This window comes from Arthrobacter sp. B0316-1-20 (assembly GCF_059091865.1).
The window spans coordinates 85,487-98,607 of record NZ_JBNHHC010000008.1; the positions used below are offsets into that span (position 1 = coordinate 85,487).

Below are 13,121 nucleotides of genomic sequence, written 5' to 3' on the forward strand. Positions count from 1 at the left end.
AACAAGCTGCGGCGCTGAGTTGTGGGGTCCCGCCCGCCACTGCGACGGGGCCCCACAAACGCGGCTGGAGACGTGGCAAATTTAAGCAGCAGCGCATCACTTCGACTCGTTCAGACTAGTAGACGCACTCTAAACGAGAGTTGCAACTCGCTCGAATGCAGACTTCTCCAGGATGAATCCATCCGGGATTACCAAGTCATCCTTGCTGATTTGGTCGATGCTATCGTGTCCCAACCCAAGCATGAACTTCTCCATGCTGGTCCGTAAGGCGGTGATCACTTCGGTAACCCCCCGCTCTCCGTCGGCGGACAGCCCAAACAGCCAAGCTCGTCCGGCGAGGACCACGTCCGCGCCGAGCGCCAGCGCCTTGACGATGTCACCACCCCGTCGGATTCCACCGTCGTAAGACACTTGAGCCTGCCCGTTGACCGCCGAGACGATCGCGGGGAGTGCGCGTAGCGCCGACGGCGTCGTATCGAGGTTGTTTCCGCCGTGGTTGGATACCCCGATTGCTGTCGCACCGGCGTCTATCGCGCGGAGAGCGTCGTCCGGGTGCCAGATTCCCTTGATCATGAACGGTCCGCCCCAAGCCTCCTTCACCCACGCGACGTCATCCCAGCTCGGGAGCGGGGTATCAAGCCATTGCATAAATGCGTCCATCATTGTGGGGGCATCGCCGATCCCGTCGCCGAAGTTCGGCACGGTGAGGTCGGGGATTTGGCCACGCTGCAGGTAGCTGCTGAGCCACCTGGGCCGGGAGAGTGCTACCGGGGCGAATCTGATCATCTCGGGCAGGTTGAGATTCCCTGGCATGGCGGGGGATCCCCAGTCTCGGGCCTGAATGGGAAGAGCGTCCATCGTCAGGATCAGGGCCTTCGCGCCCGATGCCTTCGCCCGCCCGATCCGCACGGCAATGTCATCACGTGTGCCGGTCCAGTACAGCTGATAGATCGCGTCCGGGTTCTCGTTGATGACATCTTCGAACCGACTCGAGGCGAAGTTGCTGTGCCCGAGGGTGAGGCCGGCCTTTCTGGTTGCCCTGGCCACGGGGACCTCCCCGTCGACGTGCATCGCCTGCGCCCCCGCAGGACTCATGATCAGCGGGAGCGACATGTCGATGCCCATGAAATTGGTGCTGTAGTCCCGACTCTTAACCTCAACACCTACCCGCGGGATCACACCGATACTGTCGAAGGCTTTGAGGTTCTGGTCCAAAGTGGCACCGCGCTCGTTGCCGGCAAGTAATGCAGAGAATACTGCGCCTGGCAACCGTTTTTTGGCTCGCTGTCTCGCGTCTTCTACCGTCTCGATTGGCTTCCTTGCCATGATCTCTCCTCGGTTGTTGGGTTTGGCTGCGATGCAATGAGGGCCGCTGTCTCGGCCCGGCTCGCACCATGCCATGCTGTAAATGGAACGTTTGTAAGGTGTATGTGACGTCCGACACTACCCTAATGGTACTCAGTACCAAAAGGGGGGGCGTTCCTGATGAGTGGGAGAAGTGAACTTGGCGAGACAAGGCGAAAATGGGCGTGGCGGGCGACCGTATGCCTCATCTGCAGCGGAGATTGAGGAATGCGCTATCGGGCTGTTCCTCGAGAAGGGATTCGAGCAGACTTCGATGTCAGAGGTCGCCATGGCCTGCGGCGTGGGTCGTACGACTCTCTTTCGCTACTTCCCATCGAAGGCCGACATCCTGTGGGTTGGCTTCGATGACCACCTCGTACGTCTAGCCGAACTCCTGCACTGCCAGTCCGAGAACCTCCCGGTCCTTGCGGCGGTAGAGGGTGCGGTTCTCAAGGCGTTAGAGCAAGCTGCAGATGAACGGCAACTATGGCGGAGGCGTTTCAAGGTACTTGAGCAAACTCGGTCCCTTCGCCCTAGCGTGTCGATTCGATGGTTCGACTGGGGGCGAACTGTTGCCGAATTCGTCGGAGAGCGCACAGGTACCCATCCAGAGAGTGTCATTCCCGCGAGCATCGGCGGCGCTATCCAAGGGGCTTTCTTGGCGACCTTGCGGTCATGGGGTCGAGATGAAGGGTTCAATGGGGACGTAGTCGCACGGATGGGAGAGGCTCTGGATCCTATATGTGAAGCACTCAGTCCTCTAATTGGCGAAGGGCGAGCCGAGAGCTCCCAGTGTCAGAAACCCCCTGAAGTTATGTGATGTTCAGCGGAGAAATCCTCGAGAGCTCCCCAGCGCGTTCTAACTGAAAGGTTCAAGGCTGATAGAAGAGCTCCTATGGCCCGGCTCCAAGAGCTTCCTGTTTTCGGCGAACATAGGCACGTGCAAGGTATTGAGCAGAGACTTGTTCTCGGGCTCGCAGGAGGAGACCGCTGAGTGAGCAGATGCGCGCTGCATCTGATGAGTAAGCGTTTGGACCGTCGAATGCACTACGAAACGTCCCGTCGCCGATAAGCTACCTTGCATTTAGTTGCTCCGGCTAGCTGCGCATAGGTTTGGACGATGGATTCCAATACGATCGCAGCAATTGTTGCTGCGTTAGGTGCCGTCGCCGCCGCCGTCGCTGCCTTGGTCGCCTTGAAGCCGGCTCAGCGTGCAGCAAGTGCAGCCGAAGATCAGACCGCGATCCAACGCAGCCTGATGCAGCAAGCCGCCCAGCCTTACGTGTGGGCTGATATCCAGCCCGACGTGCAACAAGGCACGATGCTCCAACTTGTTGTAGGCAACTCGGGCCCGACAACGGCGCGCAACGTTCGTATTCTCATCGACCCTCCTATCCCAGAGCACCCCAAATATTCGGGGGCAACTATTGCTGCCCAGAAGAGAGTCCGTGATGGCATACTTTCATTGGCTCCTGGACGAACTATCCGTTGGTCGCTCGGACGCGGCTTTGATCTTCTCGAGGATGAGGGCGATGAGACTAGCTACAGCCTTCGGGTGACAGGTGAAGGCCCGTACGGAGCCCTCGAACCAGTTGAGTTTGCGATACGCCCGCGGGACTGGCGGGAAGCGCGAGACGCGCCAGACGGCAATCTCCACTTCGTCCGAAAGGAAATAGAGAAACTTGCGGGTGAAACAAAGATGCTCCGGGAGTACATCCAGCAGAAGGACATTGTGGCGCTAGTCCGGAGCGATATCATCGAGACCACGTTGGCTGACTCAAGCGTCCAGCGTCGTCAAGAGGTGCTGGAAACTCCAGGGGAGCCAGGAGTGGCGTCGTGATCTCATAGGTTATTCGGCCGCGGAACGTGGTTGAGTTCAGGTTCAACGTCTAAGTTTTTCACTGCGACGAGGGGTTGGTGCCGCAGGTAATGCTGCGGGGCCAGCCCCTCGTCTTTCTCACAAGTTGAAAAAACGAACACCCGACTTGAGCCGCCTATATATTCACTACGCAAGCTTGATGCAACGTCTGCGCCCGCTATGACTGATTCAGTGGATATCGCGGTTATGATCGTCTCGGCTAGGGATGACTTCAGACCAGGGGGAATGGCGGAAACTGTGAGCGACGAGAACGGTAAAGACGTAGAGCCGATTGCGGTGGCGGACCCGGGGAGCATAGTCGACGTAGAGAGTGACGTTCTCGACTCAGAAGAGGGCGACAATCCAGGCATCAAGGCCACGATCGATGAACAAGATCGGGAACTGGAGCAATTCGCTATCGAGTTCCTGAAAAAGGTTATACGCCTGCGGGGTGTGCGCATTGACAGGGCGCAATTCCTTAGGGCAGAGCTTCATAAGAGAGCTCTCGGGGCCGCCGAGATCGACAGGGTGGTCGCAGAAAACCCAGCGGCAGCGGGCATTTCCCTGGCCATGCTTGATGAAATTGCCCAGAGCGCTATTGACTTCGAGACTGGAAAGTCTACGGCGTTGTCATTTGCTGCCGGTTTGCCTGGGGGTTTCGCAATGGTCGGAACGGTGCCCGCAGACATTACTCAGTTCTACGTGCATGCCTTCAGAGTCATGCAGAAACTCGCCTATACGTATGGCTGGCAATCGTTCCTCAACGATCTTGAGGACGTGGATGATGAAACCTTGGGCATGCTGGCTGCGTTCCTCGGCGTAATGATGGGGGTCGGCGGCGCGTCGACTACGGTCAGCCGCTTCGCCGCTCAGGTTGCCCGTCCAGCCGTCCAGAAGAAGATCGCGAGTGTTGCACTGACTAAAACCGCGTGGTATCTCCCAATGAAGCAGACGCTGCGGATCGTCGGAGTTCAGGTAACTAAACAGACCTTCGCCAATACTGTGAGCAAGGTGGTTCCGGTAATTGGAGGAGTGGTGTCAGGCGGTCTCACATTTGTCACTCTCAAGACTCAGTCGAACCGCCTAATGAAGCATCTCAGGGAAATTCCACCTCCGAACGTCGATGCAGGGGCCTACCTTGCCGCCTTAAAGGATGTCGATGAATTGGCATCAAACAGGACAAAAGCACTTGCGTCCGCTTTCGAGGATGTTAGTTCGAAAGTCAAAGGAACTGCCTCTAATGCTGCGGACAAGTTCCGTTCACGCGATCTCGCTGGCGAAGGTCTTCCGGATGCGCCACAGGTCCTTAAGAACGCTAAGAACCTGGGCGGTGCGATTGCCGGAACAGCGGACATCGTTGGGTCCGGTGTAACCGGCTTGTTCAAACCTAAGAAGAAAAAACTACCGGATGAGGAAAGCCCCCAAAGCGAAGATGTCTCCGGTGTAACCTGACGCTGAGATTGTTGCAGAGCCGTAGGCCGCAGCCCGCTTCTTGAACGAGACCCGTGCCGGCGTTCGGGTGCCCGTGACCGCCAGCTAGCAGCCTCGTCGGCATACCTTCCGTTCGGCAAGGGGTTGATTTGCTACGGAGCGCGAGGCCTGGCTGGGACACGTCCAACAGGGCCCACACGCCGGAGACCCGGCGCTCGGGGTGAGGTTATTCGGCTACGGGACGTGGTGGAATTTAGGTTCAATGTATAGTTCCTAATCTCCCTGAGACGTTTGCGATGGCCGCTAGAATCCCGTGTTCTTAGCGGCCAGGCGCAGCAGTCGAGGTGAAGGCTGCTCGGCATTGCCGCAATTATCCTCGGTGTCATCATGGTTTCCTGTGCTGTAGGGAGTGCCCGCACGCTTTCGCGATGGCTATGCAGGCGGACGGAACCATAGCCGGCCGAAGGAGGTACCCCTCCCTCCTCCTCAGGTTTAGGCTCGGGGCATGGCGACATGGAAGCCAGACCCCCTGTGGTGGCCCTTTGCGATCTGTCTACTCGGGCTGACAGTGGCGAATCTGATTCTGATCCTCGTATCCGCCCCCGTCTGGGCGCGGCTGATCCCCGCATGGCTTTACATCCTTTTCTTTATTGTCGCCATGTCGGTGCTCCTGCGGCGGCGCGCGCTACCTAAGAGGGACAGCACTACCCAGTCCCGGAGACGCACCCCGTAGGTTGTGGTCATGCCATTTCCCGGCAATCTTCAAGTACCGCGGAGCCATCCCATCGGAACGGTCCACGCACGATGCCTGCCAAGTTGAATCTGCGGCATGGCCTGGGCGCGGGATCAGTTGCCCAAGTGGGGCAGGATAGGAAGCATGCGATTTATTCCGAAGCGTCAGGCATCGACCGCTCGCTCGGTGTCGAGCACTCTCAAGGCTGATCCCGAGGCGGTGGAATCCGCCACCGGACCCGGAGTGAAGCCGCAGGAACCGCGCGGGATTTTCGCCGCCGGCGTCGACCGCACGGCTCTGTGGACTGGACGGGCCGTTGTCATCGCTATCGGTTTAGTGCTGGCCTGGTGGCTGGTCCGTTCGCTGTGGTCGGTGGTTTTCCCGACGATCCTGGCCCTGCTGCTGGCCAGCATCCTGTGGCCGGTGAACCGCCTGGCCCGCCGCCTCATGCCCAAGGCGCTGGCGGCCTTTGTCACCGTGCTCGCTGCGCTGGCTGCCGTCGTCGGAGTGCTGATACTGGTAATTCCGTCGCTGGCCTCGGGAACCGCGGGGCTGGCCGGGAAGGCACGCGAAAACCTCGGGCAGATCACCCAGTTCCTGGCCGGGCCACCGTTCAATCTTGAAAACGCGGACCTGAATTCCCTGATGGACAGCGCGGTATCCCAGATCCGCGAGCACGCCGGAGACATCGCCTCCGGGATCACCACCGGACTGGGGGCCATCACTTCGGGCACCATCATCTTTGTGCTGGTCCTGGTCTTCACGTTCTTCTGCCTCAAAGACGGCGACCGCTTCCTCGCCTGGACCAGCCGATGGACGGACGCTAAGGTCTACGTACACGCCGCCGCCGTGACCTCCCGGGCCTGGCAGACTCTGTCCGGCTACATCGCGGCGCAGGCCGCCGTCGCCCTGGTCGATGCTGTCTTCATCGGCGCCGCCCTTTTCATTCTGGGCATTCCGCTCGCCTTGCCGCTGACCATCCTGATCTTTATCGCGGCCTTCATCCCGGTCGTCGGTGCGGTGGCAACAGGTTTGCTCGCCGCCCTGATCGCCCTGATCTCCCACGGCTGGGTCACGGCCCTGATCGTGCTCGGCGTGGTGATTGTGGTCCAGCAACTGGAGAGCAACCTGCTGCAGCCGTTCCTGGTGGGAACTAAGCTGAAGATCCACCCGGCCGTGGTGCTGGCCTCGGTAACAGTCGGCGGCACCCTGTTCGGCATCGTCGGAGCTTTCCTATCGGTACCAACAACAGCGGTGGGAATTGTGGTGCTGCGTTATCTGCGGGACGTGGTCTTCCCCGTCCAACCGGAAGGGGAAGCAGAGGTAGACGGTTCTAACAGCAGCCGGCCGGAAGCCGAGGCAACCGTGGCAGGCGCGCAGGGCTAACCGCAGACCTAACCCGCCGCACCCTCCAGCGGCCAGGTGTGCACCGCCTCGTTGGTATGCATGTTGTGCGAATTCTGCCGCGTCATCTCGGCCTGCGCTGCCGGACGGTCCAGCCCGCCCCCTACAAACAGCCGCAGGGTCTTGATCTGCCAGCTGGCGCCGTTCTGTTCCGTCTAGGCGCGGGCGCGCGGGATCTCCATGTACCTGTCGATCAGATCCGGGCCCACACGAAGATCGGCCAGTCGTCGGCGGCCAGCGGCAGCAGGCGGCGGACAATCAGCTCCACCACCTCGAATATCTCCGACGCCCGGTTTCTGCAGCCTAACGTCGGTTCAGGGAACGCACGGCGTTCTTCTCCCGCCAAGGCAAGGACCTGGCCTGCTACTTGCCTGGTGTGTGGGCGGCGACCACTGATGCGGTGCCCTCCGGCTTCGTGGTCGATGGGGAGCTGGGGGAGCGGTTGGACTTCACTCGTTGCAGCGACGCGTAACCGCATCCAAGCGGGCGCTGGCCGACCCCGAGGGCATATGATCAAGTCTTCCAGCCAGGCGTCGTGGGCTGACGTATGCGCCGTTATCGGCGTCTAGGACCTGCCAGTTCGACGGGAACATCGGAGCGATGAACAGCCACGACGGTGCCAGCACGCGGTACGACATTCTGATCGGCGCAGGCGACTTCAGCGAGACCTCAGCATCCGGCCCGGCTTTTCCGTTCCGCGACGTGCACATCACCAGCGATCTGCAGTACGCCGGCGACATGCCGGACACGATCGGCGTCGGCACCAACCTTCACGTCACAGCCCAGGTCGAAGAATACGAGCCCAACTCGTGCCTATTCCTCTTGGAGCCCGTCGAGACGGCGTTCCGCTAGACGCGGTGAGGCTCGACGCGACCCCTCCAGGCCAGGTCCAAATGATGCCGGCCGCGCTTTGCTGCATATCAAATTAGAACAGCGGCCAGGGCACCGCGGACATCTCACCGCTCGGAGCCGGAAACCGCCCTGCCAAGCGCAACTTGGCGCAGCGCGCGGCGAGCGATGTGATTTCTTCGGCGCTGAGCAGGTCTGCCAGGTTTCGGCCCAGCCCGCCGTGCAGTCCTTCGCTGACACGGTCTATGCCGTCGCGTTCCTCGGCGGTTAGAGCGTCTCCCAGCCATCCCCACAGCACCGTGCGCAACTTGTGGTCACGATGAAAGGTCAGCCCATGGTCCACGCCGTGCCGGTGTCCGTCCGTCATGGCAAGAATGTGGTCGCCTTTGCGGTCGGCGTTGTTGACGATGATGTCGAACACCGCCATGCGTCTGAGCGCTGGCGAGTCTTCGTGAACGAGGGCGACCATCCGTCCGTTCTCATCCCGGCCCCTGAGAACGTGTCTCCAGCCCGTCTCCGGCACCTGGTCCGCCGCGACCAGGTCCACGGCGCTTTGGGCGGGGTCTTGCTCCTGCCAGAGCTGTACCATTCCTTCGCCCAACGGACCATCGCGCAGCCAGGTGTGCGGCACGATGTCCCAGCCGAAGGCCTGCGAAACCAGATAGGCGGCCACCTCCCGGTGAGCCAGGGTGCCGTGGGGAAAATCCCACAGCGGACTTTCCCCCGCTATCGGCTTATAGACCACCGCCACGTCGCCGATGCTGCCCAGAAATGTCGCGTTTGAGGCCGTCGTGATGCGGCCGGTGAGCGTCAGCTCGGCGGTCACCAGGTTTGGCGCCGGCATCAGGCCTCGGGAAGGGTACAGGTGTGCCCGTCGGCGTCTATGGGGTAGCCGCAGAGCGGGCACGTCGGACGTCCGGCGCCCACAATTTCACGGGTGCGCTTGGTGAATGCGCGGGCGGTGCCGACCGGCATGCGCACCAGCAGCATTTCGGCCGCCTGAGCCCCGCCCTCATCAAGCGATTCGTCGTCGTCGGCATCGACCTCGGTGATGGCGTAGGCCTCTATCACGACCTGCGCGGTCGTCGGGTCCCAACCTAAGCTCATGGAGCCGGTGCGAAACTGCTCCTGAACTGCCTCAAGCTGATCATTGTCAACGAGCTCAGTGGGAGTACTCGCGGGAACGCTGAAGGGGTTGCCTTCGAGGGCCATGAGCTGGTCGAGAATTTCGTCGATCTTCTCTGCGAGCAGGGCCGACTGCTGTTTCTCCAGGGTAATACTCACGATCTGCGTCCCCGCACGCACCTGTAGATAGAACGTACGCGCCCCCGGAAGGCCTGTGGTGCCAACGACGACCCGATCGGGCCAGGCGAACTCGTGAACACGTGCAGGCATGTCAGTATTTTAGGCACATGAGGTTCATGGCTCCTGCTGCCCTGCACCGCCGCCCACCGGCGCATCGGCAGAGCGAATGCCGTTCGACAGCCACGACAGATCACCGGCGTCGGTGTTGGTCGCGTAGACGCTTGGCCGACTAACGCCGTAACGCACGATTGATACGGACCCCGGGCCCACAGTGATTCGCTGGAACAGGTCAAGGTGCATGCCGAGCGCGTCGGCGAGGATCGACTTGATGATGTCACCGTGACTCACCGCCACCCACACGGCCCCTGGCCCGTATTCCGTCTCGAAGGCTGCATCGTGGCGTCGAATCGCTGCCACCGACCGAGCCTGCATCGAGGCCAGGGATTCACCGCCGGGAAAGACGACGGCGGACGGTTGCGACTGCACGACCGGCCACAATTCCTCGGTCTCAAGATCACTGATCGTGCGGCCCTGCCACTCGCCGTAATCGCATTCGGTGAGGTCTAGGTCGACCGGCGCGTACGGCGAGCCAGCCTGGCGGTCGAGGATGAACTGCGCGGTCTGCCGACAACGCTCCAGAGGGCTCGACACCACCCCGACTACGGGCACCGCCGCGAGCCGGTCTCCGGTCAGGGCCGCCTGATCCCGCCCGACCTGGTCGAGGCAGACGCCGCCGGCCCGACCGGCCAGCAGGCCGGTGGCATTGGCTGTGGTGCGGCCGTGCCGCACGAGAATGACTGTCGCCATCCACCCAGCCTAACCACCCGTTCGACGGCGGTGTGAGCCGCAGAGGGTCGCGCGTCGAACAGACCAATAACGCTTTCATGAATGGACAGACCAACCTGAGGTCTGCGTCCACGTCGAACTGTGGACAAAGTTTGACTGGGTGTGTACCTATTGAAGGTCCGGGCAGCAGACGGGCGTTCTTACCGGATCTGTCGGTGAGTTCCAGCCGGTTCCCACGGCTCCGGGCACATTCACCATCCACGCGGGGACTCTGGAGGCACGTTGAAGCTCTTGCTGACTTCTGGCGGCGTGACGAACCCGAGCATTCACTCTGCGCTCGTGCAGCTTCTCGACAAGCCGGTGTCGCAGTGCCGCGCCCTGGTCATCCCGACAGCGCAGTGGGGTCACCCGCTGTGCGGACCGGCATCGGTGCGGAACCTCCTGGCCGCCGAGAATGACTTCCGTCATTTGTCCGGCCTGGGCTGGGCGTCGCTCGGGGTTCTCGAGCTTACCGCGCTGCCCACCATTGGCGCGGATCGGTGGGTCCCGTGGCTTCGGGAGGCCGACGTGCTCTTGGTCGACGGCGGCGAGGCGACGTACCTGTCCCATTGGGTGCGGGAGTCCGGGCTGGCCGAACTGCTCCCGTCACTTCCCGACATGGCGTGGGTGGGAGTGAGTGCCGGAAGCATGGTGATGACGCCCCGGATCGGGGAAGTCTTCGTTGAGTGGCCGTCCGCTCCGGATGACCGGACTCTGGGGGTGGTGGAATTTTCAATCTTTCCGCACCTGAACGCTTTCCCGAGCAACACCCTGGCCCACGCAGAGCGGTGGGCCGCCGACATAGGCGCCCCTGCCTACGCCATCGACGAACAGACAGCGATCAAGGTCGTCGACGGCTCCGTCGAGGTGGTTTCCGAAGGACAGTGGAAGAGGTTCGAGTGATAAGTGCCCAGCATTTGTGAGGTCGCGTGGCTTTTGCCCAGGGACGGGACGAACAGCAATCGGCGAAGGACTATCGGTTTAACATCATGTTCCCGACAGCTCTGGTGATGCCGGCCGGGTACTGGTGCGTGCGTCCAGAACCTGCCCGATGGTCTTCGCGATCAAGTGAACGTCCTCGTCGCTCACGACGAATGGCGGGCTGATTTGGAGGGTGTTGCCGCGCAGGGGCCGCACGACGACGCCGTTGTCGATGCATGAGTTGGCCACAGCCTCGGCGTCCGCCTGGTCTGCGAGCTGAACGCCGGCGAGAAATCCAACGCCGCTGCGGATTTCCTGCACGAGAGGATGCGAGGCAAGAGGTGCAAGGGCCTTATCGAGGACGGATTCCAGTTCCAAGGCCCGCGCAACGAGATTTTCGTTCTCGAGGATGTCGAGGTTGGCGTGTGCAACTGCGCAAGCTGTGGCGTGCCCCGAGTACGTCATGCCGTGCCTCGATACGGGGGCGTCCTGTCCCTGATAGAACCGTCCCCAGATCCGGTTGGAGAGGAGGACCCCGCCCAGCGGGGCGTAGCCGGATGTTATTCCTTTGGCCAGCAGAATCATGTCGGGCTCGAGGTGGAACCTTTCGGATGCGAACATTAAGCCTGCCCGGCCGAATCCGGTGATGACTTCATCGACGATCAGAAGAATGTCGTTCTTCCGGGCGATTTGCTGCAGGCCTTCAAGATAACCGGGGGCAGGCGGAATCACCCCACCGGTCCCTATGATTGGCTCGGTGAAGATGGCGGCAATATTCTCCGGCCCGATGTCGTCGACGACTGCCTGTACGCCTTCCAGATCGTTGGTCGGAACGAGGGCCGTCTCGGGGACGAGGGAATCCGTCCCGTAGCCGTCCCTATTAAAATCAAGCCCGGCGATACTGGTGCCAAAGGCGTGGAGCCCGTGGTACGAGTAAGTACGGCTGAGGATGGTTTTCTTGTCCGGCATGCCCTCAAGCTGCCAATGGCGCCGCGCAATCTTGCAGGCCAAGTCGACGGAGTCAGACCCGCCGCTGTTGAAAATTATCTTGGCGTCCGGGATCGGCCCCAGGGCCACGAGCCGGTCGGCGAGGGAGAGTGCCACATCGTTCGAGAACCGGCCAAAAACGTGGTAAGTCTCCAGTTTGCACATCTGGTCATAGGCCGCTTTCGCCACTGATTCCCTGCCGTGGCCGATGTTTGCGTGCCACAGTCCGGCGGTGGCATCCAGCAGGCGCTGGCCGTCCGAGGTGGTCAGGTATGCGCCGTGGCCTTCGGTAATGACGATGCGGCGTTGCAGAACCGAGGGCATGTGCGCCTGGGCGCTCCACAGTGACTCGCCAACGAGCTTGGTAGGGTTTGCCGGATCAAGAACGGTTGCGTCGGTAGCCATTGTTTTTCTCCTAGGCAGGCCAATAGGGGGCGATTCCATGTAGAAGACACCGCCGGACTGCCCTGTACCTCGTCGGCAGCCCCCGATTTTGCATCGGTTGCGGGAGTCAGGCGCGGAGCCAGCTTTCGTTCAGGTGAAATTGCACTTGAACATCCGGTTGCGGCATGTGCCGCGCCGGTTAATCGAGGACGGCGAGCAGCTGCCCTTCCGTGACCGCGTCTCCTTCGGACACGGAGATGTCCGCAACAACACCCGATTCGGGCGCTTCAACCGGAATTTCCATTTTCATGGATTCGAGGATCATGATGGTTTCGTCTTCCTCAACAGACGCTCCCGGCGCCACGAGGATTTTCCAAACGTTGGCAGCCAGATCCGACCGTACTTCGCTCAATTTTTGTTCCTCCTCGAATAGCCCGGCCTTTAAGGTGTTGTGTTCGTCGTGGACCGGCGGCGCTGGCCCGTGTGGTCCATGTGTTTCTTAATCTGCTCGTCCAGGTCCTCAATGTTTCCACCTTCCACGTTTGCCAGGAGCTCCTGGTGTTCGGCCGCTATCTCTTCCGGATGGGGATACAGGTTCTCCAGCATCATGAGCGACAGGCGCGTTTCAGTGAGGAGGGTCTGATAGAAAACCGTGAGGCGTTTGTTACCGAGACTCCCGACCAAGACCGTGTGGAACGCCAGGTCCAAGTCGACCAGATCCGACCACGGATGACCTCTTTCCGAGGCTTCCTTCATGTCGACGACGATGCTGCGAAGTTCATCGAAAATCTGTTTCCTTGGATTCTTCGCCAGCTCCTCGGCTGCTGCCTTTTCAACGGAATGGCGGGCGACGGATATGTCATCCATATCCGCCTCGGACAGTTCCAGGACAAAAACCCCGCGGTTGCGTACCCGGTGCAGGAGGCCTTCCTGTATGAGCCGCTGCATTGCTTCGCGCACCGGCGATCGGCTGACGTTCAGCTGCCGGGCAAGACTGGTTTCGCGCAGCTGTTGGCCGGGCCTGTAGGCGCCCTTTTCGATCGCACCCCGCAGCCGGTTGACAATGGTGTCCACCGTCCC

General features: G+C 61.1%; 14 protein-coding genes. 6 read left to right on the forward strand and 8 right to left on the reverse strand.

Annotated elements, in window-relative coordinates; all coding sequences use genetic code 11:
* Window positions 1-129: 129 nt before the first annotated feature.
* A complete protein-coding gene (gene mftD / locus AC5RW2_RS15160; protein ID WP_494025488.1) occupies window positions 130-1,326 on the reverse strand; it encodes a pre-mycofactocin synthase MftD in 1,197 nt (398 codons plus the stop codon).
* Between the two features lie 172 nt (window positions 1,327-1,498).
* Here mftD and AC5RW2_RS15165 point away from each other — a divergent pair, with 172 nt between their 5' ends.
* From AC5RW2_RS15165 to AC5RW2_RS15180, 4 genes are all read left to right on the forward strand, one after another.
* The gene (locus AC5RW2_RS15165) at window positions 1,499-2,164 is read left to right on the forward strand and encodes an acyl-CoA-like ligand-binding transcription factor (RefSeq protein WP_494025489.1); all 666 of its coding nucleotides are present in this window, start codon (window positions 1,499-1,501) and stop codon (window positions 2,162-2,164) included.
* A 300-nt stretch (window positions 2,165-2,464) separates the two neighbouring features.
* Window positions 2,465-3,184: a DUF8453 domain-containing protein gene (locus tag AC5RW2_RS15170; RefSeq protein ID WP_494074124.1), complete on the forward strand. Its 720-nt coding sequence runs from the start codon at window positions 2,465-2,467 to the stop codon at window positions 3,182-3,184.
* Window positions 3,185-3,382: 198 nt separating this feature from the next.
* Entirely contained in the window at window positions 3,383-4,654 is a 1,272-nt protein-coding gene (locus tag AC5RW2_RS15175) for a hypothetical protein (protein WP_494025491.1), read from the forward strand.
* Window positions 4,655-5,510: 856 nt separating this feature from the next.
* Window positions 5,511-6,752, forward strand: a complete 1,242-nt coding sequence (locus AC5RW2_RS15180) for an AI-2E family transporter (RefSeq protein WP_494025492.1) — start codon at window positions 5,511-5,513, stop codon at window positions 6,750-6,752.
* Between the two features lie 211 nt (window positions 6,753-6,963).
* Here the strand turns inward: AC5RW2_RS15180 and AC5RW2_RS15185 are convergent, their stop codons facing one another.
* Window positions 6,964-7,116 (reverse strand): hypothetical protein, encoded by a 153-nt coding sequence (locus AC5RW2_RS15185; protein WP_494074125.1) that lies wholly within the window; start codon window positions 7,114-7,116, stop codon window positions 6,964-6,966.
* A gap of 194 nt (window positions 7,117-7,310) precedes the next feature.
* On the opposite strand from AC5RW2_RS15185, the gene AC5RW2_RS15190 reads away from it, so the two are divergent.
* Window positions 7,311-7,622 carry a DUF4839 domain-containing protein gene (locus AC5RW2_RS15190; protein WP_494025778.1) on the forward strand — a complete coding sequence of 104 codons (312 nt, stop codon included), beginning with the start codon at window positions 7,311-7,313 and terminating at the stop codon, window positions 7,620-7,622.
* 73 nt (window positions 7,623-7,695) lie between these two features.
* Here the strand turns inward: AC5RW2_RS15190 and AC5RW2_RS15195 are convergent, their stop codons facing one another.
* Genes AC5RW2_RS15195 through AC5RW2_RS15205 form a run of 3 tightly spaced genes read right to left on the reverse strand, consistent with a single transcriptional unit; the run spans window position 7,696 to window position 9,731 of the window.
* The gene (locus tag AC5RW2_RS15195) at window positions 7,696-8,463 is read right to left on the reverse strand and encodes an SCO1664 family protein (protein WP_494074126.1); all 768 of its coding nucleotides are present in this window, start codon (window positions 8,461-8,463) and stop codon (window positions 7,696-7,698) included.
* Window positions 8,463-9,014 carry a DUF3090 domain-containing protein gene (locus AC5RW2_RS15200; RefSeq protein ID WP_494074127.1) on the reverse strand — a complete coding sequence of 184 codons (552 nt, stop codon included), beginning with the start codon at window positions 9,012-9,014 and terminating at the stop codon, window positions 8,463-8,465. Before AC5RW2_RS15200 ends, AC5RW2_RS15195 begins: the two co-directional genes overlap by 1 nt.
* Before the next feature lie 24 nt (window positions 9,015-9,038).
* On the reverse strand, window positions 9,039-9,731 hold the full coding sequence (locus tag AC5RW2_RS15205) for an MSMEG_4193 family putative phosphomutase (protein ID WP_494074128.1): 693 nt from the start codon (window positions 9,729-9,731) through the stop codon (window positions 9,039-9,041).
* A 261-nt stretch (window positions 9,732-9,992) separates the two neighbouring features.
* Between AC5RW2_RS15205 and AC5RW2_RS15210 the strand changes: the two genes are divergently transcribed.
* Window positions 9,993-10,652 carry a Type 1 glutamine amidotransferase-like domain-containing protein gene (locus tag AC5RW2_RS15210; protein ID WP_494074129.1) on the forward strand — a complete coding sequence of 220 codons (660 nt, stop codon included), beginning with the start codon at window positions 9,993-9,995 and terminating at the stop codon, window positions 10,650-10,652.
* A gap of 84 nt (window positions 10,653-10,736) precedes the next feature.
* Here AC5RW2_RS15210 and AC5RW2_RS15215 read toward each other — a convergent pair whose 3' ends face one another.
* From AC5RW2_RS15215 to AC5RW2_RS15225, 3 genes are all read right to left on the reverse strand, one after another.
* Window positions 10,737-12,062 (reverse strand): aminotransferase family protein, encoded by a 1,326-nt coding sequence (locus AC5RW2_RS15215; RefSeq protein WP_494074130.1) that lies wholly within the window; start codon window positions 12,060-12,062, stop codon window positions 10,737-10,739.
* A 178-nt stretch (window positions 12,063-12,240) separates the two neighbouring features.
* A complete protein-coding gene (locus AC5RW2_RS15220) occupies window positions 12,241-12,453 on the reverse strand; it encodes a biotin/lipoyl-binding carrier protein (protein ID WP_494000346.1) in 213 nt (70 codons plus the stop codon).
* 29 nt (window positions 12,454-12,482) lie between these two features.
* Window positions 12,483-13,115: a GntR family transcriptional regulator gene (locus tag AC5RW2_RS15225; RefSeq protein ID WP_494000345.1), complete on the reverse strand. Its 633-nt coding sequence runs from the start codon at window positions 13,113-13,115 to the stop codon at window positions 12,483-12,485.
* Window positions 13,116-13,121: the final 6 nt, after the last annotated feature.

Bases quoted from the DNA above. Each gene is read 5' to 3' on its own strand.
- AC5RW2_RS15170 (WP_494074124.1), top strand. From the start codon at position 2,465: ATGGATTCCAATACGATCGCAGCAATTGTTGCTGCGTTAGGTGCCGTC.
- AC5RW2_RS15180 (WP_494025492.1), top strand. From the start codon at position 5,511: ATGCGATTTATTCCGAAGCGTCAGGCATCGACCGCTCGCTCGGTGTCG.
- AC5RW2_RS15215 (WP_494074130.1), bottom strand. From the start codon at position 12,062: ATGGCTACCGACGCAACCGTTCTTGATCCGGCAAACCCTACCAAGCTC.
- AC5RW2_RS15175 (WP_494025491.1), top strand. From the start codon at position 3,383: ATGACTGATTCAGTGGATATCGCGGTTATGATCGTCTCGGCTAGGGAT.
- AC5RW2_RS15195 (WP_494074126.1), bottom strand. From the start codon at position 8,463: ATGCCGGCGCCAAACCTGGTGACCGCCGAGCTGACGCTCACCGGCCGC.
- AC5RW2_RS15205 (WP_494074128.1), bottom strand. From the start codon at position 9,731: ATGGCGACAGTCATTCTCGTGCGGCACGGCCGCACCACAGCCAATGCC.
- AC5RW2_RS15200 (WP_494074127.1), bottom strand. From the start codon at position 9,014: ATGCCTGCACGTGTTCACGAGTTCGCCTGGCCCGATCGGGTCGTCGTT.
- mftD (WP_494025488.1), bottom strand. From the start codon at position 1,326: ATGGCAAGGAAGCCAATCGAGACGGTAGAAGACGCGAGACAGCGAGCC.